This is a genomic window from Sphingomonas sp. QA11 (assembly GCF_028473665.1).
In the GTDB taxonomy this organism is placed as follows: Bacteria; Pseudomonadota; Alphaproteobacteria; order Sphingomonadales; family Sphingomonadaceae; genus Sphingomonas; species Sphingomonas phytovorans.
The window spans coordinates 2,221,234-2,243,580 of record NZ_CP098774.1; the positions used below are offsets into that span (position 1 = coordinate 2,221,234).

Annotated in this window: 15 protein-coding genes and 1 tRNA gene; 7 read left to right on the forward strand and 9 right to left on the reverse strand. The window is 64.7% G+C overall.

Features of this window, described 5'->3' with window-relative positions:
* Positions 1 to 6: 6 nt before the first annotated feature.
* Genes gspF through NDN01_RS10350 form a run of 4 tightly spaced genes read right to left on the reverse strand, consistent with a single transcriptional unit; the run spans position 7 to position 5,882 of the window.
* A complete protein-coding gene (gene gspF, locus NDN01_RS10335) occupies positions 7 to 1,236 on the reverse strand; it encodes a type II secretion system inner membrane protein GspF (protein ID WP_272627294.1) in 1,230 nt (409 codons plus the stop codon).
* The gene (locus tag NDN01_RS10340; protein WP_272627295.1) at positions 1,229 to 2,815 is read right to left on the reverse strand and encodes a GspE/PulE family protein; all 1,587 of its coding nucleotides are present in this window, start codon (positions 2,813 to 2,815) and stop codon (positions 1,229 to 1,231) included. Before NDN01_RS10340 ends, gspF begins: the two co-directional genes overlap by 8 nt.
* A complete protein-coding gene (gene gspD / locus NDN01_RS10345) occupies positions 2,815 to 5,016 on the reverse strand; it encodes a type II secretion system secretin GspD (protein ID WP_272627296.1) in 2,202 nt (733 codons plus the stop codon). The genes NDN01_RS10340 and gspD overlap by 1 nt, the downstream gene beginning before the upstream one ends.
* Positions 5,013 to 5,882 carry a type II secretion system protein N gene (locus NDN01_RS10350; protein ID WP_272627297.1) on the reverse strand — a complete coding sequence of 290 codons (870 nt, stop codon included), beginning with the start codon at positions 5,880 to 5,882 and terminating at the stop codon, positions 5,013 to 5,015. The genes gspD and NDN01_RS10350 overlap by 4 nt, the downstream gene beginning before the upstream one ends.
* Before the next feature lie 136 nt (positions 5,883 to 6,018).
* Between NDN01_RS10350 and NDN01_RS10355 the strand changes: the two genes are divergently transcribed.
* The 3 genes from NDN01_RS10355 to NDN01_RS10365 all read left to right on the forward strand — a co-directional run bounded on the left by NDN01_RS10355 (position 6,019) and on the right by NDN01_RS10365 (position 10,554).
* Positions 6,019 to 6,702, forward strand: a complete 684-nt coding sequence (locus NDN01_RS10355) for a prolyl hydroxylase family protein (protein ID WP_272627298.1) — start codon at positions 6,019 to 6,021, stop codon at positions 6,700 to 6,702.
* Positions 6,703 to 6,861: 159 nt separating this feature from the next.
* Positions 6,862 to 9,255 carry a TonB-dependent receptor plug domain-containing protein gene (locus NDN01_RS10360; protein WP_272627299.1) on the forward strand — a complete coding sequence of 798 codons (2,394 nt, stop codon included), beginning with the start codon at positions 6,862 to 6,864 and terminating at the stop codon, positions 9,253 to 9,255.
* A 21-nt stretch (positions 9,256 to 9,276) separates the two neighbouring features.
* Positions 9,277 to 10,554 carry an aminotransferase class V-fold PLP-dependent enzyme gene (locus NDN01_RS10365; protein ID WP_272627300.1) on the forward strand — a complete coding sequence of 426 codons (1,278 nt, stop codon included), beginning with the start codon at positions 9,277 to 9,279 and terminating at the stop codon, positions 10,552 to 10,554.
* A gap of 146 nt (positions 10,555 to 10,700) precedes the next feature.
* On the opposite strand, the gene NDN01_RS10370 is transcribed toward NDN01_RS10365, so the two are convergent.
* The 5 genes from NDN01_RS10370 to lon form a co-directional block, all read right to left on the reverse strand.
* The gene (locus tag NDN01_RS10370; RefSeq protein WP_272627301.1) at positions 10,701 to 13,457 is read right to left on the reverse strand and encodes a TonB-dependent receptor domain-containing protein; all 2,757 of its coding nucleotides are present in this window, start codon (positions 13,455 to 13,457) and stop codon (positions 10,701 to 10,703) included.
* Between the two features lie 93 nt (positions 13,458 to 13,550).
* Entirely contained in the window at positions 13,551 to 15,164 is a 1,614-nt protein-coding gene (locus NDN01_RS10375) for a hypothetical protein (protein WP_272627302.1), read from the reverse strand.
* 247 nt (positions 15,165 to 15,411) lie between these two features.
* A tRNA-Val gene (locus NDN01_RS10380) sits at positions 15,412 to 15,486 on the reverse strand.
* A gap of 164 nt (positions 15,487 to 15,650) precedes the next feature.
* Positions 15,651 to 15,923, reverse strand: coding sequence for an HU family DNA-binding protein (locus tag NDN01_RS10385; protein ID WP_272627303.1), 273 nt, complete (start codon positions 15,921 to 15,923; stop codon positions 15,651 to 15,653).
* 158 nt (positions 15,924 to 16,081) lie between these two features.
* Positions 16,082 to 18,478: an endopeptidase La gene (gene lon / locus NDN01_RS10390; RefSeq protein ID WP_272627304.1), complete on the reverse strand. Its 2,397-nt coding sequence runs from the start codon at positions 18,476 to 18,478 to the stop codon at positions 16,082 to 16,084.
* A 100-nt stretch (positions 18,479 to 18,578) separates the two neighbouring features.
* Between lon and NDN01_RS10395 the strand changes: the two genes are divergently transcribed.
* From NDN01_RS10395 to NDN01_RS10410, 4 genes are all read left to right on the forward strand, one after another.
* Positions 18,579 to 19,220 carry a hypothetical protein gene (locus NDN01_RS10395; protein ID WP_272627305.1) on the forward strand — a complete coding sequence of 214 codons (642 nt, stop codon included), beginning with the start codon at positions 18,579 to 18,581 and terminating at the stop codon, positions 19,218 to 19,220.
* Between the two features lie 14 nt (positions 19,221 to 19,234).
* Positions 19,235 to 20,953 carry a M1 family metallopeptidase gene (locus tag NDN01_RS10400; RefSeq protein WP_272627306.1) on the forward strand — a complete coding sequence of 573 codons (1,719 nt, stop codon included), beginning with the start codon at positions 19,235 to 19,237 and terminating at the stop codon, positions 20,951 to 20,953.
* Positions 20,954 to 20,963: 10 nt separating this feature from the next.
* Positions 20,964 to 21,566: a methyltransferase family protein gene (locus NDN01_RS10405; RefSeq protein ID WP_272627307.1), complete on the forward strand. Its 603-nt coding sequence runs from the start codon at positions 20,964 to 20,966 to the stop codon at positions 21,564 to 21,566.
* Positions 21,567 to 21,694: 128 nt separating this feature from the next.
* Positions 21,695 to 22,234, forward strand: coding sequence for a phytanoyl-CoA dioxygenase family protein (locus tag NDN01_RS10410; RefSeq protein WP_443025224.1), 540 nt, complete (start codon positions 21,695 to 21,697; stop codon positions 22,232 to 22,234).
* The last annotated feature ends 113 nt before the right edge of the window (positions 22,235 to 22,347 follow it).

Sequence of the window (22,347 nt, forward strand, 5' to 3'; positions counted from 1 at the left end):
TTGACCTCACTGGCCGGCGAGCGTGTTGAGCTGCAGGATCGGCAGCAGAATGGAGAGAACGATGGTGGCGACGATTCCCCCCATCAGGACGATGATCGCAGGCTCGAGCAGCGAGAGCGCGGTAGCGGTGAAGCGATCGAACTCGCGTTCCAGGTAATCGGCCGCGCGTTCGAGCATGTCGTCGAGCTGCCCCGCCGTCTCGCCCGAGGCGGCAAGATAGGTGAGTAGCGGCGGGAACACGCCGGCTCTGCGCATCGCCGCCGACAGGCTTCCGCCGCCACGGATCGATTCGACGATCTCGTCGGAGGCAAGGCGCAGGCGGCGATTGTGGATCGTGCCCGCGGTGAGGGTCAGGCCCTCGAGCAGCGGCAAGCGGCTCGCGACCATTGTAGCCAGGGTGCGTGCCATGCGTGCGGCGTGGAGGTCGCGGATCAGGCGCCCGAGCAACGGCAGCCGGAGCAGCCAGCTGTCGAAGGCGAGCTTGATCCCGGGGTCCTTGAGCGCGCGCCATATGCCGAACGTCGCGAGGGCGATGGCGATCAGGATCGCCCACCAATAGCCGACGAGAAAGGCGGAAATGCCGATCACGATCTTGGTCAACAGCGGCAGTTCCTGCCCGACCGTGTCGAACTGTTCGACCACCTGCGGCACGACGAACACCATCAGCGCCGTCACGACGCCCATCGCGACGACGGCCAGCACGGCGGGATACGCCAGCGTGGTGATGATCTTGCCGTTGATCTCCGCCTGGCGCTCGAGCAACACCGAAAGGCGCTCGAGGATCACCGGCAGCGAGCCCGAACGCTCGCCGGCGGAAACCATCGCGCGGTAGAGCGGCGGGAAGCTCTTCGGCTCGCGACCCATCGCCTCGGCCAGGCGGCGCCCCTCCACCACACCGGCATGGACGGACGCGACGATGGTGCGGACCGTCTCCTGCTCGGTCTGACGGGTAATCGTGCGAAGCGATTCTTCCAGCGGCGAGACCCGGTTGAGCGTGGCGAGCTGGCGAGTGAACAGGGCGAGCTGCTTCGCCCCCATCTTCTTCGTGCCGAAGCGAAAATCGGAGAGCAGAGGCTTGCCCCGCGTCGCGGCCGGGCCTGATCCGGGCTCGACCTTCACGACATAGAGCCGCTTCCTGTCCAGCAGGACACGCGCGTCGTCGATCGACTCGGCGGCGATATGCCCCCGCGTCTCGCGCCCGCGCGTGTCGATCGCCAGATAGTCGAAATCAGCCATCCGACGGCGTATCCACCACGAGCGGCGCCTCGATATCGGCCATATCCCTCCGCGAGACGCGGACCGCTTCCTCAGGCGTGGTCAGGCCCTCGCGCACCAGTTGCCGCGCGGCCGAGCCCAGATTGGGCGAATGGAGAAAGGCGTGGCGGGCGATGATCGCCTCGTCACCGCCATCGTTGATCAGGCGGCGGATCGTCTCGTCGACGCGAATTGCCTCGAATACGCCGATCCGCCCCTTGAAGCCAGATCCCTGGCAATGCTCGCAGCCAACCGGCTCATAGACCACCGCGCCGGCATCGAAGCCGAGCAGCGCCGATACCGAGCCGCTTGCCTGCACCGGGCGACGGCAATGCTCGCACAATTTGCGCACGAGGCGCTGCGCGATCACGGCGCGGAGCGTCGAGGCGAGCAGGAACGGTTCGACCTTCATGTCGCGCATGCGAGTAATCGCGCCGACCGCGTCGTTGGTGTGGACGGTCGACAGCACGAGATGGCCGGTAAGAGAAGCCTGCACGGCGATCTCGGCAGTCTCGCGGTCGCGGATTTCGCCGACCATCACCACGTCGGGATCCTGGCGCAGGATCGCGCGCAGGCCGGCGGCGAAGGTCAGTCCGACCTTTGGGTTCACCTGGGTCTGGCCGATGCCGTCCATGGCATATTCGACCGGGTCCTCGACCGTCAGGATGTTGCGGCTGCCATCGTTGAGCAGTCGTAACGCGGCATAGAGGGTCGTCGTCTTGCCCGATCCGGTCGGACCGGTGACGAGGATGATGCCGTTGGGCTCGGACAATGCGCCCTTCAGCATGGTATTGATCGCCGAGGTCATGCCGAGCACGTCGAGCGTGATCCCGGCATTCTCCTTGTCGAGGATACGCAGCACCACGCGCTCGCCGGCGCGGCTCGGCAGCGTCGAGACGCGCACATCGAGCAACTTGCCGCCCAGCGTCAGGCCGATGCGGCCGTCCTGCGGCACGCGTCGCTCGGCGATGTCGAGGCGCGCCATCACCTTGACCCGGCTGACCACGACCGGTGCAACGTGCGGGGGCATCCGCAGCGTCTCGCGCAGCACGCCGTCGATGCGCATGCGCACGACCAGGCCGGTCTCGTAAGGCTCGATATGGATGTCGGACACGCCGTTGCGCGCTGCGTCGGCGATGATGCCGTTGATCAGGCGGATCGCCGGCGCATCGTCGGCGGTGTCGAGCAGATCGTCCGCCGTCGGCAGGTCGCCGGCGAGCAGGTCGAGCTCGTCGCCCAGCCCGAGCGTGCCCGCCGCGACGGCGGCCGCCTGCCCGTCCATCGCATAACGATCGGAGAGCAGCCGGTCGAAATCCTCGGGCGTGACGAAGCTGACGTCGAACGGACGGGCGAGATGGCGGCGCAGTTCGAGCAGGACCTTCGGGTCCGATCCCTCCCGCATCGCGATCGACAAATGGCTGCCGTCGCCAGCCTCCAGCGCAACGCCGAAGCGCCGCGCGAAACCATAGGGGATTGCGATCACGCGATCGGGCAGCGGCGTGCCCTCCGACAGTGCCAACGGCTGAACCGCGTCTTCAGCATTGCCCGGGGCGATCTGCATCACTTGTCCCTCGCCGACCGCACGACCCTGGTCGATCTGCTCATCAACGGTACGGCAACGCGCGGATCCTCGATCCCGCCTGGCGTTCCCGCCGCCGGCAACGGCGCCGCGGCCCCCATGTAATCGCGGACCAACTGGTCGATGCTCGGCTCGGAATCGGGATTCTGACCCGCCTGCTGGAGCCGAAGGAAACCATAGCGCCGTTCAGCCACCTTGCGGCTGTCCTCCGGCGTGCGCAGCACGGTCGGACGGATGAAGATCATCAGATTGGTCTTGGTACGCTGCTTTGCCTTTGAGCGGAACAACTGGCCGATGGCGGGAAGGTCACCGAGGAACGGCACCTTCTCGATCGTGCGCCGCTCGTCGTCGCTGAGCAGGCCGCCGATGATCGCAATCTGGCCGTCATCGACGGTCAGAGTAGTCTCGACCTCACGCTTGTTGAGGATCAGGTCGCTATTGTCGCTGGAAACGGGACCGGCGATACTGCTGACCTGCTGGTGCAGGAACAATTTGATCGCGCCCGACGAATTGACCTGCGGCCGGACCTCGAGCTGAATGCCGACATTCTCGCGCTGGACGGTGCGGAAGGCGTTGTCGAAATTGGTCGAGAGCGCCTGTCCGGTGGTGATCGGAATCTCCTGGCCAACCAGGATGCGGGCCGGCTGATTGTCGAGCGTGGTCAGCGACGGCGCCTGGAGCAGGTTCGACGTGGTGTCTGATTTCACCGCACTGATGATGGTGCCGAAGATCGCGTCCTTGCCGATCTTGAAGGCGCCGCCGCCAAAGCCGCCCGACGCGCCGAGGATCGAATTCAGCGCGGATTGCGCGAGGGAATCGCCCACCGCGCTGCCGTTGGTAGTGACGGTGGTGGTGCCGTTGACCGTCGTGGTGGTGGTCGCGAGCGAGCGAGCGCCAATTGCGCCGGCAATGGTCAGCAGGTTCGGCGCTGAATTGCTGTAGGCCGTGGCGAAGGTCGGTATGCCGCTGCCCGGCAGGCCCGCGAGGAGGAACTGGACGCCCAGCTTGCTGGCGGTGGCATCGGAAACCTCGGCGACGATCGCTTCCACCAGCACCTGCTCGCGCCGTGTGTCGAGCTGACGGACCACTTCCGCAAGCTGGCGCTGCACCTCGGCCGGCGCGGCAATCACGATAGCATTGGCGCCGGTGAAGCGAGTCACCACCGCGGCGGTGCGTCCTCCCTCGGCGACGATGGCGGGCTGGCCGGTGCCGCCGCTGGCCGAGACGGGCGCGGCCTGCGGCATGGGCGCGGGCGTCGCAGTCGCGGTCTGGCCGTTATTGTTGCCGGTACCGCCGAAATTGGACCGCGACAGGCTGTTGTTCGTTTGCGGCTGGGTCGGCGTCTGCCCGACAAGTTGCTGGAGCACCGGCAGAAGCTGTTCGGCATCGGCGTTTTCGAGGAAGACGACCTTGATCTCGGTGCCGTTCTTGGCCCGGCGGTCGAGATCCTCAGCGACGGCGGCAAGACGCGCGACCGACGCCGGATCGCCACGCAGGGCGACCGAATTCGATCCGACGATCGCGACCACGCTGACGCTCTGGCCATTACCCGGCGCGCCGCCCTGCCCGCCCGCCCCGACCAGGGCCTGGAGCGCGGTCCCGATCTCGCGCGCACCGGCATTCTTCAGCGCGATCACGCGGGTCGAGTTATTGTCGGTGTCGATCCGGCGAAGCACCTCGCGCACGCGCCGCACATTGTCGGCGAAGTCGACGATCACGATCGAATTGCCGCCTCGATTGGCGGTAACCGATCCTTGCGCGCTGACCAGCGCCCGCACGGTATCGACGGCCGAGGCCGCGTCGATCGCCCGCAACCGCACGATCTCGGTCACCAGGCTGTTGCGCGCCGCGCCGCTCGATCCGATCCGGCTGGGCTGGGACGCCGAATTGTCGCTGGGCTGGATGCGGAACGCGCCGTTCGAGGTCGGCACCGCGACCAGGCCGTTAGCGCGCAGAGTGGAAAGGAACACCTCGAAATATTCGGAGCGCGACAGGGGCCGGTCAGTGACGACGGTCACCTTGCCCTGGACGCGCGCGTCGATGATGAAGGTGCGTCCGGTCACGCGCGCCGCATCAGCAATGAAGGCGCGGATATCGGCATCGCGGACGTTCATCGTCGTTTGCGCCGATACGGTGCCGACCAGCGCGGTCGCGAGGACGGGTGCAAGAATCAGTTTTTTCATTGGCCCGCGATCGTGAGGGTGAGGGAAAGGGTATCGTTGCCGCGCTCGACCGTGACCGGGACGGTACCGCCCTTGCCGATCTGCGCGCCGAGTTGTTCCATATCGCCCTGCCCCGTCACCGCGCGACCGTTGATTGCGGTGATGACATCGCCCTCGCGCAAGCCCGCCTGGCGGAACGCGACACCCGAGCCTTGCGGCCGCACAACAAGACCGCTGATCTTGCCGCCATCGACACGCGGGATGAAGCCGATATCGGCGCGAAGCTGCGCCGGCGACAGGCCCGCCCTGAGGTTGGGTCCGGGCGGGTTGGGTGGTTGCGGGAGGTTCGGCGGGGCCGGGAGGAGCGACGCCCCGGCCTCCGCCGGCGGCGGCGCTACCGGGGTGACCGCGCCGCTCTGGTCTAGGAACAGGTCTTCGGCGGCACCCCCACGATCGATCGTGACATGATCGAATGCGACAGCCTTGAGCTTCACCCCCGGGCTGATCTCATCGCCCACGGCAAAGCTCTGCTGGAGGCCGTCAGGGCCGGCGATGATGGCGGAGCCTCCGCCCATCGCCTCGTTCACCCGCGTGCCGAACAAGGTGAGCTGGAGCGAGGTCACCACGACGGGCTTGCCGTCAGCGCTTCCGCCCAACCGGAAAAAGGGATCGAAGCCTTGCAGCAGGGCGACCGGCGAGCCGGGAAATCCGGGCTTGACCGGCTGCCACGGACCGAGCGCCCCGACCGGCGTGACCAATATCCAGAACAGTCGGGCGCATTGCAGCGCCAGCGCCGCAAGCAGCACCAGTTCAAGCGCGGAATAGACGTTGGTGCGCGGTAGCCGCCGCAACAGCGCGCGCGCCCGCGCATCCAGAACCAAACGCATGCGGAAATTCCCCGATCGCGAACCTGCTAGGTGGCGATTGTTACAGTCGTAGGTCGTTCCTGTGAACCATCCGATACGATTGTCATATACGCCGATGCGCTGGAAAAGACGCGGGGTTTTTGGCACATCGGCGGCGATGCCACATGCTCCCGAAATCAACGCCGCGCCCGCCCAGTTCGGATCAGGCCTTCCCTCCGATGGCCTGACTGCTCACCTCGCCGCTCAACCCGGCGTGCAACGCGTGCCCAGCCCGAAGCTGACCCTGTTCCTGCGTCGCGACTTCCTGGATGCGGAGACCTGTGCAGCAATCGTCGCGCGAATCGACGCGCAACGCCGGCCGTCGACCATCTCGGACCCCAATGGCGATGCAGCCTTCCGCACCAGCGAAACCTGCGACCTCGATCCCCTCGACTCCGTCGTCGCCGACGTCGCGGCACGGATCACCGCCTTTACCGGCCTTGATCCTGTATTCGGAGAGCCGATGCAGGGCCAGCGCTACGCCGTCGGGCAGGAGTTCAAGGGCCACACCGATTATTTCGAACCCGACGGGATCGATTATGAGAAATTCTGTGGCGTCTCCGGCAACCGCACCTGGACGGTGATGATCTATCTCAACGAGCCCGAGGCCGGCGGCGCGACGCGATTCAAGACGATCGACAAGATCGTCCAGCCCGAAACGGGCAAGCTGCTCGCCTGGAACAACCGCCGACCGGACGGAACCCTAAACCCGGCGACGATCCATCAGGGGATGAAGGTGCGCAGCGGGGTCAAGTACGTCATCACCAAATGGTTCAGGGAGAAGCCGTGGGGCTGGGCGTAAGGCCGCTCCCTGGGCGGCTGACGCCGCGACTTGAAAACAACGTCTTTCTGACACTGCTCCGTCGCCGGAATGAAGCCGAACTGACGCGAAGCCACCCTAGGAGCCCGACCACCGGCTGAAAAACGAGCCGGGATACGGGCATTTCCAAAGGGACACATCATGGTCAGGTTCACCACGGCCAGCGCGCTGGTCGCGCTGCAGTTTGCGCTGTGCGCACCCGTCTACGCTGAGAGCGCCGCGCACGGCGCGCGGCCAAGTGCCTCGGTCGACGAAGATTCCGGCGATACCATCATCGTCACCGGAACACGTGATCGCGGCGTGACCCAGTTCAACTCCCTCTCGCCGCTCGACGTGCTGCCATCCGAAGCCATCGACGCCAGCATCTCCGGCGACCTTTCGGACACGCTCGCCCAGATCCTGCCGTCGTTCAACGTACAGCGCCTGCCGGCAGCTGACGGCCAGGCGTTCGTGCGCCCCGCCTCGCTGCGCGGACTGTCGGCCGACCAGACGCTCGTCCTCGTCAACGGCAAACGCTATCACCGCTCGGCGCTGCTCGGCACACGCGGCGCGCAGGCGCCCGATCTGGCGACCATCCCTGGCCTCGCGATCAAGCAGATCGAGGTGCTGCGCGACGGCGCTTCGGCGCAATATGGTTCGGACGCGATCGCCGGGGTCGTCAACATCATCCTGGACGACAAGCCGGGGATGGAGGCCTTCGGCCAGTATTCGCAATATTATAAAGGAGACGGCAAGGAATATCAGGGCGGTATCCAGGGCGGGATCGCGCTCGGCCAGAGAGGGAGCATCGTCTTCACCGGCGAATATGATCATGCCGAAGCGACCTCGCGGACACGCCAGCGCCCCGACGCGATCGCTTTCCAGGCAGCCAATCCGCAACTGCAGGTGCCCAATCCCGTCCAGCGCTGGGGCCAGCCTGACCTCGAGGCGGTTCGTGGCGGCTATAACGGGCACTACGACATCTCGGATGCCGTCACCGTCTACAGTTTCGGTACGGTGCAACAGGGCGAAGGCGTCACCGACTTCAACTGGCGCAATCCCGCCGGAACGCCGACGGTGTTCAATCCCAGCCCCGCCTTCCCCGGTTTCAACTTCAAGAGCATCTATCCGACCGGCTTCACGCCGCGCTTCGGGACGCGGACGTCCGACATTCAGACCGTCGGCGGCGTGCGCGGCGCGCTCGGCACCCCCTTCACTTATGATCTCAGCGCTTCCTATGGCCGCAGCCTGATCGACTACACGATGAAGGAGAGCCTGAACGCCTCGCTCGGGCCGAACAGCCCGACAAGCTTCTATATCGGCCGGCTCGCACAACGCGAATTCAACCTCAACGCGGATTTCGTCTATCGCCTGCCCGTCGGCGGCCTGACCCCGATCAACATCGCCTTTGGCGGCGAACGCCGCGTCGAGAATTATCAGGTCACCCAGGGCGATCCGGCCTCCTACGCCATCGGTGCCGGCGCCGCCTCGGGCCTTGCGCCCAATTCGAACGGCTTCCCCGGCTTCAGCCCGATTCAGGCGGGCAAGTTCAGCCAGACCAGCTATGCCGGCTACGGCAATCTGGAATGGCAGCCGATCCATATGCTGAGCGTCGGCGCGGCCGGTCGCTATGAGAGTTTTTCCGAATTCGGCAACAAATTCACCTACAAGCTCAGCGCGCGGTTTGAGCCGGTCGACGGCATTGCGGTGCGCGGCGGTTATTCGACCGGGTTCCGGGCGCCGACACCGGCCCAGCTCAACACCTCCAACACCACCCAGGGTCTCGATACCGTGACGCTGCAGATCTTCAACCGCGGGCGCCTGTCGCCGACCGATCCGATCGCGGTCGCGCTCGGCGCCAAGCCGCTGAAGCCGGAAACGTCCGATACCATCACCGCTGGCCTCACCTTCAGGACTCATTTCGGACTGTCGGGCAGCATCGACGCCTATCAGATCAACGTCGACAACCGCTTCAGCGAATCGGCGGCGTTCGCCGTGCCCTCCACGCTTCCCAACCCGCTCCGCTTCACCGCGGTCAGTTTTTTCACCAACGACTTCAACACGCGGACCCGCGGCATCGACGCCGTGCTGAACTATACCCGCCAGCTTGGCCCCGGCCGCGCGACCGCGACGATCGCCTATAATTACAACGACACCAAGGTGACGAGCGCCAAGTCGGCGGCGATCCCCAACGACACCCAGCGCCGGATCTTCCAGGAGCGCCTGCCAAAGCACAATGCCACCGGTTCAGTCGCCTATGATATCGGCCCGGTCGGATTGCTCGCGCGCGGCCGGTTCTACGGGGCATGGACCGACATCACCGGCAACGCGACAGGGGACCTGTTCCAGCGCTTCGGGTCGATCGCGCTGTTCGACGTTTCCGCCAGCTACAAGTTCGGCGAGCATTTCTCGGTCCGGGTGGGCGCGGAGAATGTGTTCAACACCTATCCGGACGAGGCGACCAATCAGGCGGTGCGCGGGCTGATCTATTCGCGCAACGCCCCTTACGATACCGATGGTGGCCAATATTATGTGCGCGTCGGCATGAAGTTCTGAAGACCGCACGGAGGACGACGCGTGACGATCAACCGGCGCAATCTGATGATCGGGGTGGCGGCGCTATCCGTCGCCGCCCCCCTGCGCGCGTCGCCATCCGGGCGAAGTGGGGCGAAACCGGACGACGAGACCTATTGGCGGCAGATTGCCGCCCAATATGACGTGACGCCCGACATCATCCAGCTCGAGAACGGGAACTGGGGCATCATGGCCCGGCCCGTGCTTACCGCGTACGAACGCGCGATCGAGCGCGTCAATCGCGAGAACAGCTTCTATTCGAGGAGGGCGATGGGCCCGGATCTTCGCGCGGTGCGGAACCGCGTGGCGGCGGCGCTGGGTGTCGACGCGGACGAGATCGCGCTGACCCGCAACGCGACCGAAGCGTTGCAGGCGTTGATCGACGGCTATAATCGGCTGCGGCCGGGCGACGCCGTGCTCCAGGCCGATCTTGATTATGACAGCATTCAGGGCTGTTTCGACGGCCTGAAGGCCCGGCGCGGTGTCGATATCGTGCGGATCGCGCTGCCCGAACCGGCGACATGGCAGGGCCTGATCGACACCTATGCCCGGGCGTTCGACGCGAACCCCCGGGTGCGGCTGGTGCTGCTTACCCATCTCAGCCACCGGACCGGCCTGGCCCTGCCGGTGCGCGAGATCGTTGCAATGGCGCGGGCGCGCGGCATCGATGCCATTGTCGACGCGGCACACAGCTGGGGGCAGCTCGACTTCGCCTTTGCCGATCTCGGCGTCGATTTCGCCGGTTTCAACCTGCACAAATGGATGGGTGCCCCTCTTGGCGTCGGCGTGATGTACCTGCGCAAAACACGAATACACGATATCGTTCCGGATCCCGCCAACGGGCCCGGCGATGCGCAAGACGTGCAGGCACGCGTCCATACCGGAACCGGCGATTTCGCCGCGCAACTGACGGTGCCTGATGCGCTCGCGTTCCAGGACGCCATCGGGACCACCGCCCGCGCCGCGCGGTTGCGCCTGCTTCGCGACCAGTGGGCCGAGCGCCTGCGCGGCCTGGACGGGCTGGAGATATTGACCCCGGCCGATCCCCGCCTTCATGGGGGCATCACGTCGTTCCGCATACGCGGCCGGGTATCGGTGGCGGACAATATGGCAATCGCCAGGTCATTGCTCGACGAATTCGGCATCTTCACCGTGCACCGCGTCGGCGTGGCGGCGGGAGCCTGCGTTCGGGTGACCCCTGCCCTCTTCACCACCCCCGCGCAGATCGATGCGCTCGCCACGGCACTTCGCACGCTCACCCCGCGCCTCGCGCGCGCCTGACGTCCGCAGGATTGCGGATCGCAGCCTCGGAGGCGTGAAGCACCGATTGGCAACGCTCCGGACCAGTCTCAGCGACAGGCAAGCACAAAAAAGCCCCGGCCGCGAGCGATCGCGACCGGGGCCAGGAATCCCCTTTTATCTCGTGATCAGAAGGTCGTGCTGAGCCCGAGCGAGAAGGTCCGGCCGAGCGTATAGCGATTGGCATAGACCTTGTTGCCGCCCGCAAAGGTCTGACCTTCCTCGAAGCGGGTCTTGGTCAGGTTGCGCGCCTCGGCCTTGATTTCCCATTTACCGCCCAGCAGTTGGAAGCCTTGGCGGACAACGAAGTCGAGGCGGATGCCTGGACGCTCGATGATGTCCGGCTGGAAACCCGCGCCGCTCAGGTTCGACGGCCCGCGATTGGTGACACGCTGGCTTGCATAGTTGAACAGCAACGTGGCCTGCGACAGCGAGGCCTTGTCCTCGATGCCCAGCTGCAGATTGACCAGATGCTCCGACTGGCCGGTAAGCGGCGCGCCGTCGCGGAATTGCAGGCCGGCGGGGCCAAAACCGGTCGGGCACCCGCCCAGCGTCTGGCTGAGCACGTTCGGCACGCATTCGCCGCCTGCCCTGATCGACGATTTCGAATAGGTGTAGTTCGCGATCAGCAGCACCCGGCGCGTCGAGAAGAAGCTCGAGTTCAGGAAATCGAGCGGGAAATATTTCTGGAGCTCGACTTCACCACCATAGAGTTTCGCGCCAGGCAGGTTGGTGAAGCCAGTCTGCAGGCGATCATCCGAGCCGGTGAAGAATCCGACCTGCTCGATCGGATTGTCGATCTTCTTGTAGAAACCACCCAGCGTGAAGCGCTGGTCGCGCGCGAAGAACCACTCATAGCGCGCTTCGAAGTTCAGCAGTTCCGAATCACGTAGCAACGGGTTGCCGAAGAACAGGCGATCCGAATCCGGGTCGCGAAATTGCTGCGGCGCGAGTTCGCGGAACTGCGGGCGCGAGATCGTCTTCGACGCGCTCGCCCGCAATTGCATGTCGGTCGTGAAGTTCCACGTCAGCGTGGCGGCCGGCAGGAAATAATCGTTCTTCAACCGCGTCGTTTGCACGCCGATCGGCGTGACACGCTCATCGGCCGTTTCGTAGCGGACGCCGACGGTTCCGCGGACACCGCTGACCACCTCGGCTTCCGCCTGGACATAGCCTGCGTGGATGCGCAACGACGCATCATAGGCATAGGCGCCGAGGGGCGTGCTGAACTGCAGCTCGATATTGTTGATCCGGATCGAATCTAGCGAGAGCAGGTAGTCGGGACGCAGCAGGTTATAGGGGTAGCCCGGCACCGTGCCGCCGCCCGCCGAGGTCTGATAATTGAACTGCAGGCGCGTCGAGTTGCGGCTGGTATCGGAATAATAATAGCCGGTCGACAGCGTGAGCTGCCCGTCGATCGGCACCTTGTAGGTCAGGTCGCCCTGACCGCTGTAGAGATTCTCGCTCAGCGAGCTGAAGATGATCGACGCGAAGGGGGAGAAGCGCGGCGTGACCTGGAACGCGCCATTGCATTGCGCCCCTGCCGCGTCGTTCGGGGTCTGGACCGTGATCGGCAGGCCAGTCGTGGTCGTCGCGGAACAGAGATAGTCGAACTGGCGCTCGTAAGGCGCGTTGCGCTTCGAATTGGCATAGGCCCCACGCACGTCGAGCTTCAGCGCATCACTGAGCTTGAACGCGCCCACCAGCTGAGTCTCGATCAGCTGGCGCTCGAACCAGTTAGTGTTCTGCTGGAAGCGAAGGCCGCTGGCATTGTTGTACAGCGTCGCGGCGGATCCGCGCCCCTGCTTCAGCGTGTCGTGGATGTACACATTGGTCCAGCGAACCGTGTTCTCCCCGAATTCGTAACCGAGGCCGAGCAGGCCATTGGTGACGATGCGGTTGTCGGTCAGCAGCGTGGTGAAGTCGTTACGCAGCGTGCCGTCCTGCGACACCGAATCCTGCTGAGTCGTCGAGCGCGTGCGGAACGTGTTGCTGAGGCCGGCCGACCCGATGACGCCAAGTCGACCGCCGCCCAGATCGAACACCGCGCCCGCGCTCAGCTCACCGGAAAAGTTGGCCGGGAGGTGATCGTTACGCTGGAGCAGCGTGGTGCTGGCATTGCTGAGCTTCGCGACCTGATCACTCGGGATGATACCCGAACCCTTCGGCGCGTTGCGGATGAAGTCGGGAACCTTGCGGGTACCGTCGTCGAAGCCAAGCCAGTCCTTGTTCCCGCCGGCATAGGTGTAGCCAAGCTGGTTCGTGGTGGCGGTGTCCGCGGTGATCGACCCGCCGAACGAGATGAAATCCTCGTCGGGAATGGCCTTGGTCGTCAGGTTGATGACGCCGCCACCGAATTCGCCAGGATAGCTGACCGAGTAGGTCTTCTGGACAAGCGCCGAGCCGATGATGCTGGTCGGGAAGATGTCGAGCGGAACGGAGCGCCGCAGCGGCTCCGGGCTCGGCAGGGGCGAGCCGTTCAGCAGCGATGAGGAGTAGCGGTCGCCCAGGCCGCGGACATAGACGAACCCGCCGCCGACGACGCTGAGGCCAGTGACCCGAGTCAGTGCGCCGGCGATATCGCCCTCGCCCGTCCGCGCGATGTCGGCGCTAGACAGGACGGAGATCACCTGCGGCGTGGCGCGGATGACGTTGGGAATATTGCGGCCGATGACGACGATATCTTCGCCGGCCGAGGAGTCGAAACCGGGGCTCGATACTTCGACTTGGGCCTCGGGGCTACCCACCTGGTCCTGCGCCGCGGGCGTTGCCTCAGTTTGCGTTGACGGCGTTGCCGTCGCGCCCGTCGTCTGCGCTAGCGCGGCCGGCGCGACCAGCGTGGACGTTAGGAGTAGGAGCGTTCCATAGGAAAGGCGCTTCTGCATGGCCTGAAATCCCGATCGATATTGAATAGGCGAACGCCGGGGCGGCACTGGAGGCCGCCCCGGCATCAATGCTCGTTGGATCGCTGCCGGGGCTTAACGGCCCTGGCAGGCGAAATAGACCGAGTTGAACACCGGCGGGCCGACATCCTGCAGCGCAGCGTCCGCCGGACGGATCGTCGTGCGGCCACCCGCGGTCTGCTCGCCGGCGATGATGTTGAGGCACGCGACGTTCGACGGTGCCGTCACGATCCCGTTGACGAACGTCATGTCGGCGCCGCCGCGGAGACGGATCGCAGCCGGTGCCAGCGCGCGCTGGATGAAGGTGAAGTTCGCATAGCGGCCGAAGGTGCGCGGCAGCAGGTCCTCGGCGTTGTTCGAATCGATCTCGGTCGAGAAGGAATCCGCCGTGGCGCCGAGCACACGCTGCGCGGCAATCATGAACTGGATATAGCCGCGATAGCCATTGTCGATGTCGAACCCGTCATCGTCGGCACCGGTGATGGCTATGTATTTGAGATTCGTCGTGCCGCCGAAGATCTCGATCCCGTCATCCGCCGAATTGTGGCTCTGGACGTGATCGATCACGGTGCCCGATCCGGTGCCGCCCAAGGTCAGGCCCTGAAGCTCGTTGCCATCCGAGATCGCGATGCCGCTGTAACGAATCTGCACATACTGCATCGTGCCGCTGCTGTCGGCTGCGGTCGGGCCGCCGTAGAAACGGCCGGTCACACCCTCGATCGCCAGCTGGCAGGTCGCGCTGCTGCCCGCTGCATTGTTCGGACCGGTACCCGTCGCGCACACCGCGGTCGGCGCGCGGCCGAGCAGGATGATGCCGCCCCACTGACCTTGCGTGGCGTCGCTGACGCCGTTGGCGGCGAGGTTTTGCTGCGAAGTGAAGATGATCGGCGCCGAAACCGTGCCCACCGCGTTGATCTTGGCACCGCGGTTGACGAGCAGCAGGTCGTTGGTCGCTTCGGTCGAATCCGCGGCGATCACGACACCGGCCGAGATATTCAGCACGGCGCCGGAATCAGCGCCGGTCGTACCGACATCGTTGCCCACCTCGGTCTGGCCGCGCAAGCGGTAGAACACGCCGGCAATCTTCGGCAGGTTGAGCGTGCCGGTGATGAGCGCCGGCAGGCGGCAGGCGCGGAATGTCTGCACCAGGCCGTCGTCGATCGTGCCGGTAGGGCAAGCAGCCGTCGAGCCACCCGTGCCGATCGCCGGAACCGAGGTGCAGGCTGCGCCGCTGCCGCCGAATTCTGCGGTGGTCGAGTTGCAGGTCCAGCCTTGGAAGGCTGTGTCGGTCGGACCGTTCAACGCGCCCACATAGTTGGTGCTGCTGAAGAAGCTGTTGATCGTCGAAGGATCGACCGCGGTCGCGAGCGATGCGGCGGTGGTCGGATAGACACCGTTCAGCATCGCCTTCGTGCCGTTCACGTTGTTGTTGGTGCCCGCATTGACGAGTGCAAGCTGCTCGTCGGCGGTGATCGAAATGCTGTTGACCGTGGTAACCGCCGCGAACTGTGCCGCAGTGATCGGCGACGGGGTCGGCGTTGGCGTCGGCGACGGCGCGGGTGCCGGGGGATTGATCACGACCGTGCCAGCGCCAGGCGAAGCGACGCCATCGGCGCCGTCGCAACCGCTCAGCGCGAGGAGAGCCGTGCTGCTCATGAGGACAAGACTGAAGCGCTTGAAGCTGGCCATGAAGGTCTCCGTTCGATCTGTGAGCGGGAGCAGACATGCCCCCCGGATCGACTCGGTGTTCCCCCTGCCGACCACAAAGCCTCCGCTAGGGATGGCACATGACTCCACAGTGCGGATTTGAAGACTCTTGAATGACATTAAAATTTCAGATTGATGACGATCATTGCAGTTTCATGACATTCTCCGGATCGCGATCGCCGGAATCGAAGAACCCGCCAGTCGCATCGCGGCCGGCGGGCTCGAAAGATGGTGGGCGCGACAGGGATTGAACCTGTGACCCCACCCGTGTGAAGGGTGTGCTCTACCGCTGAGCTACGCGCCCATCGCGATCCGGCCGATATCCTTCGAAAAGGACCACGACCCTCCGCAATGTCTTCGCTGACGTTCCCGTCAACGGAATAGGGCGGCGTCGCCGCCGCCCTGATGTCATCGCCTTAGAAAAGGGGCCGCGGCTTGTCCAGCCCCGGCGCCCATATCATTTGCCGATCAGTTGACTGAATCCTTCAGCCCCTTGCCCGCCTTGAACTTGGGCTGCGACGACGCCTTGATCGTCATCGGCTCGCCGGTGCGCGGGTTGCGGCCGGTCGACGCCTTGCGCTTGCTGACCGAAAAAGTGCCGAATCCGACCAGACGAACTTCGTCGCCCTTTTTCAGCGCCGCCGAAATCGCATCGAACACGGCCTCGACCGCCTTGCTGGCATCGCCCTTGCCCAGTCCGGACGCGTCGGCGACCGATCCGATCAGTTCCTGCTTGTTCATGCCGAAAGAACCCCCGTCTTGAAATGATACAATGTGAATGAGTCGCGGCGCGAAGCCGGTGGTACAGTAAGACGGGTCGAAACGGGGCTGTCAAAGCAAAACGACCTAAAATTTCGCCTAAGGGAGCGAAATTCAGGCCGTTTTGCTTGACATGTTGATCAATGATGGAGTTCGCCGCCGATCGGCGCCACCCCGGCCGGCGGCTGGGCAGCAAGATCGTCAGCTTCGGTCCAGTCGATCGCGGTCAGCGGACCGGTCAACGCGAGCCGCAGCACCTCGTCGACATGCGCCACCGGAACGATCGTCAACCCCTCGCGGATATTCGCCGGGATCTCGGCTAGGTCCTTCTCATTCTCCTGCGGGATCAGCACAGTGGTGATGCCGCCGCGCAATGCCGCGAGCAGCTTCTCCTTCAGGCCGCCGATCGGCAGGACACGGCCACGCAGGGTCACCTCGCCGGTCATCGCGATATCGCGGCGAACCGCCACGCCGGTAAGCGTGGAGATGATCGCGGTGACAATGCCGATGCCCGCCGACGGACCGTCCTTGGGGACGGCGCCCTCGGGAAGATGAATATGCACATCCTTGCGCGCGAACACGCTCGGCTTGATGCCATAGGATGGCGACCGGGCCTTGATGAAGCTGAAGGCAGTCTCGATCGACTCCTTCATCACATCGCCGAGCTTACCCGTGACCTTGGCCGATCCCTTGCCGGGCACAGTCACGCTCTCGATCGTCAGCAGTTCGCCACCAACCTCGGTCCAGGCCAGGCCAGTGACAGCACCGACCTGGTTCTCCTCCTCGCCCAGTCCGTGGCGATATTTCTTCACCCCGGCGAACTCGGCAATGTTGTCGGGCGTGATCGTCACGCTCGTCACCTTGCCTTCAAGGATCTGGCGCAGCGCCTTGCGCGCCAGCTTCGCGATCTCGCGCTCAAGCGTGCGGACGCCGGCCTCACGCGTATAATATTGGATCAGCGCGCGCAGGCCTTCGGTGGTGAGGGTGAATTCGCCCTCCTTCAGCCCATGTGCCTCGATCTGCTTGGCAACCAGGTGCCGTTCGGCGATCTCGACCTTCTCGTCCTCTGTATAGCCTTCGAGCCGGATGATCTCCATGCGGTCGAGCAGCGGTTGCGGAAGGTTGAGCGTGTTCGCGGTCGTCACGAACATGACGTCGGACAGGTCGATGTCAATCTCGAGATAATGGTCCTGGAACTTGGAGTTCTGTTCCGGATCGAGCACCTCGAGCAGCGCCGAGGCGGGATCGCCACGGAAATCCTGACCCAGCTTGTCGATCTCGTCGAGCAGGAACAGCGGGTTCGACGTGCCGGCCTTTTTCAGGTTGGTCACGATCTTGCCCGGCAGCGATCCGATATAGGTACGGCGATGCCCACGGATCTCGGCTTCGTCCCGCACGCCGCCCAATGACTGGCGAATGAACTCGCGGCCGGTCGCCTTGGCGATCGACTTGCCCAGCGAGGTCTTGCCGACGCCGGGAGGGCCGACGAGGCACAGGATCGGCCCCTTCAGCTTGTTGGTGCGCGCCTGGACCGCGAGATACTCGACGATCCGGTCCTTGACCTTCTCGAGCGCGTAATGATCCTCGTCCAGCACCGCCTGCGCAGCGGAGATGTCCTTCTTGATCTTGGACTTCTTGCCCCAGGGCATGCCGAGCAGCACGTCGAGATAATTGCGAACGACGGTCGCCTCGGCCGACATCGGCGCCATCGTCTTCATCTTCTTCAGCTCGGCGGTCGCCTTGGTGCGAGCTTCCTTCGACAGCTTCAGAGTCGCGATCTTCTGGGTCAGCTCGGCGATCTCGTCGCCCTCGCCTTCCTCGCCCTCATTGCCCAGCTCGCGCTGGATCGCCTTGAGCTGTTCGTTGAGATAATATTCGCGCTGGGTCTTCTCCATCTGGCGCTTGACCCGGCTCTTGATCTTCTTCTCGACCTGCAGGACGCCGAGTTCGCCTTCCATGAAGGCGAACGTCATCTCGAGCCGCTTGGTGGGGTCGGATTCGACCAGCAGCGACTGCTTCTCGGACACCTTTACCGAAATGTTCGCGGCCACCGCATCGGCCAGGCGCGACGCATCCTCGATCTCGCCGAGCTGGACGGCGGTCTCGGCCGGCAGCTTGCGATTAAGCTTCGCATAATTCTCGAACTGGTCGACCACCGACCGCATCAGCGCCGAGACTTCATTGCCCTCGGCAACGGCTTCCTCGACGGGCCCCACGGTCGCGGTGAGATAGGTGTCGGTCGTTGACAGCGTGTCCAGCGCGGCGCGGACCTTGCCCTCGACGAGCACGCGCACGGTGCCGTCCGGCAGCTTGAGCAACTGGAGCACAGTGGCGGTGACGCCGATATCGTAGAGATCCTCGCGGTCGGGATCGTCTTCGGCGGGATCGAGCTGGGCGACGAGAAAGATTTCCTTGTCGGCGGCCATGGCGGCTTCGAGAGCGGCGACCGACTTGTCGCGACCGACGAACAGCGGCACGATCATGTGCGGGAAAACGACGATATCGCGAAGCGGCAGGACGGGGTAGGATTGGGTCATGAATACTCCGGCAGCGCCTGAACGAGGCGCCAGTTCTCCCTTATATGGTGCTGGTGACCAATCCATCAATCGTCGAACGTTTTTTGCCGGCGCAGGCGCGATGCTCGCCCTGCCCGCGGCCGCCTTGCCCGCCGACCCGGTCGAGCGGGCAATGACAGCGATCGGGGGCCGTGACCTGATCGAACGGGTACGGGCAATCCGCTGGATCGGCACGGGTAAACTCCATCTCGGCGGCAAGACGGTTGAGCTGGGGATGGAGACCCATCTGGAGCCTTTTGTGCGGGCACGATCAGACAGCTGGCTGCTGAGCGACGGGCGAAGCGTGATGCGGACGCTGATGATCGAAGGCGATCGAGGCTTCGCGGTGGTCGAAGGAAAGCAGTCGGCGCTGCCTTCCCTCGCCACGCTCAACGAACGCCAGCAGTTCGGCGCCTATGGCTATATGCTGATGGCAGGCGCCCGATGGGAAGCGCTGCCGCGCGGGGCATTGCGCGGAACCCGACCCGGCTTTCCGTCGATCGACGTCCGGTTCGGGAAGGACGGACGGATGCTGTCCGCCGACTACATCCTCTCGCCGCCGGACGATCCGGGCACGGGCGGCAAACCGGTCCGCGAGTATCTCGGCTTTGCCGGGACGATGGCTGACAAGGGCGTGCGCTGGCCGCAACGGCTGGCGATCGCCAAGAACAACCGCCCCTTCTTCGCCCTTTCCATCGACCATTTCTCGGTCGATCTCCGTTGAGGTTTGACGATCCGATGCTGCTGAAGCCCGCCCTGGCCCTTGCCGCACTGTCGCTCACCACCGCTGCCGCCCCGCCCAAGAAGGGCGAGCCGCCAATCACCGAACAGACTCAGCGATCGGGCGGCCCGATCGAACCCGACCGGGCCAGCCTGCGCTTCGACCATGCCGACCTCGCGTTCGAGGTGCTGCCCGAAACGCACGAACTGCGCGGCCTCGCCACGTTGACCTTCACCGCGAAGGCCCCGCTGACACGGCTGCTGATCGACCTCGACAGGAATCTCGCGCCGAGCGCGATATCGATCGATGGCAAGCCAGTCCCTAAGGGCGACTTTTCCGACCCGGACGGACGGCTGACGATCAAACTCCCCAGGACTGTCGCCGCAGGCGAAAGCGTGACCGCGGCGATCACCTATGGCGGCACCCCGCACGTTGCGGCGAACGCGCCATGGGACGACGGCGTGGTCTGGGCGAAGACGCCTGACGGCCAAACCTGGTTCGCGACGACCGCCGAAGGCTATGGCTGCGACCTGTTCTGGCCGTGTCTCGATTTCCCGACCGGCGAGCCTGAGCGCGTGACGCTCCATATCACCGTGCCAAAGGGTCTGAAGGCACCCTCCAACGGCAAGCTGATCGGCGTCGACACGCTGCCCGACGGGCGCACGACATGGCACTGGAGCGCCCGCCAGCCCAACACCTACGGCATCGCGCTCAACGTCGGGCCCTATGAGGAGATTTCGGGGACCTACAAGAGCCGTTTCGGCAACGAGATCCCGATGTTCTACTGGTATCTGCCCGGCGAGGAAGCCAAGGCGGAGGCACTCTTCGCCGAGTTCGCGCCAACGCTGGATTTCTTCGAAAGGGAGATCGGCCCCTACCCGTTCGGCGACGAGAAACTCGGCGTGGTCGAGACACCGCACAAGGGCATGGAGCACCAGACGATCAACGCCTATGGCAACGAATATGCCAAGGCGCCCGAAGGCTTCGACTGGCTGTTCCAGCATGAATTCGCCCATGAATATTTCGGCAACCAGCTGACGGCGGCCAACTGGGACGATTACTGGCTCCACGAGGGCTACGGCACCTATATGCAGCCCTGGTACGGGCTGTGGCGCGAAGGTACCGCGCGGTACGCGACGATGCTCGACGACGAGCGCAACAAGATCGCGAACCTCCAACCGCTGATCTCGGGCAGAATCCGCACCGAGGAGGAGGTCTATGAGATCAGCAAGGGCGGGCCCGGCCAGGACATCTACTACAAGGGCTCGTGGATGCTCCACACGCTGCGGAACCTGATCGGGGAGGCCGCCTTTCGCGACGTGACTCGACTGGCCGTCTATGGCCGGCTCGATCCGAAGCCGGGCAATTTCTCGCCACGCTTCGGCTCGACGATGGAGTATGAAGGCTTTGTAAAGCAGGTGACCGGCAAGGATTATGGCTGGTTCTTCGACGTCTATCTGCGCAAGGCAGCCCTTCCCGAACTCGTCGAAACGCGCGACGGCAATAGCCTGAACCTCAGCTGGAAGGCGCCGGACGGCCCGCCCTTCCCCATGCCGGTCGAGGTGCAGGTCGACGGCAAGGTGGAGCGGATTGCGATGACCGGCGGGCGCGGTACGATCGCGGTGGGCCCCGACGCCCATGTCGTGATCGACCCGGCCAGCCGCATCCTCAAACGGTCAAAGGCACTCGAGGAATACAAGGCGTGGAAAGCCAGGCCACCCAGGTCGAAATATTAGGACAAGTATCATGCCCTTGTTCCACAACGATCCCGTAGGACTTCCCGGCCTTGCCGCCATGGCCCTTGGTCTCGTCGCTTTCTTCATCGCCTTGATGGCGGCGCGCTACCGCGCGACCCGGATCGCCAGGGTCGCCGACGCAAACAGTAGCCGGGCGTCCTGGATATGGATCATCATGCAGGGCCTCGGCCTCGCCATTGCCGGATATGGCCGGATCGACGCTTCGCTCGACCCGATGTCGTTCAAGGCAATCGTGGAGGGGCTCGCGACGTTGCTTCTGGTCCTCGGCGCCGTAGGGCTGTTCGATGCATCGTCACGGACAATGGGCAAGAACTGGAGCCTGGTCGCACGCACCCGCGAAGATCATCAACTCGTCCAGACCGGCCCCTTCGCCGTGGTGCGCCATCCGATCTATGTCGCCTTGTTCCTGTTCATGATCGGGATGGTGATCGCCTATGGCCATACGCGCAACCTCATCCTCGCGGTGCCGGTCTATGCCGTTGCGACCTGGCTGCGGGCACGGCTTGAGGAACGCTTGCTGCGCCATCGGTTCGGCGCTGACTATGACGCCTATGCCGCAAGGGTGAAACGCTTCGTACCGGGGGCTTTCTGACCGAAACGCTGACGTTCGAGCGCGACGGCACGCCGCTCCGTCAGGCGGCAGCCATCGGCTGGCTGCCGGAAATCGCGGCGATCCTCTCTCATCTCGCCCCTGACCGCGCCGGTATCCGGCTTCGCGGGATGGAAGAACTGGGGCACCTGCTGGCAGCGGAAAGTCAGATCGGCGCGATCGCAACCGGTGCGATCGGAGCAAAGGCGCGCCCGGTCCGCGCGATCCTGTTCGACAAGACCGAGGCGGCCAACTGGTCGCTCGGCTGGCATCAGGATCGCACCATCGTTGTCGCAGAGCGCCGCGACGTGCCTGGCTTCGGCCCCTGGACCGTCAAGGCCGGCCTCCTTCATGTCGCTCCCCCCTTCGAATTGCTGGCAAGGATGGTTACGGTGAGGATTCACCTCGACCCCGTCGGGCCCGAGAATGCGCCGTTGCTGGTCGCACCCGGGTCTCACCGGTTCGGCCGGGTGGCGGAAACGGATATCGACGCGGTCGTGGCAAGATGCGGCATCGCGACCTGCCTTGCCGAAGCGGGCGACGTCTGGCTCTACGCGACCCCGATCCTCCATGCCTCGAACGCCGCGAGCGTGCCGAAACGGCGGCGCGTCCTGCAAGTCGATTATGCCGCGGAGGCACTGCCGGGCGGCCTGGCATGGCTTGGCATCTAGCGGTGCGGTCACGTCTCGCGACGGCGTGAAAGTCATTCTCCTCCACCCATTCTCCTGCTTCTCGAATTGAGGCATGAAGCAGCACTGACGCCATTCATGCCCTAAGGGGACTG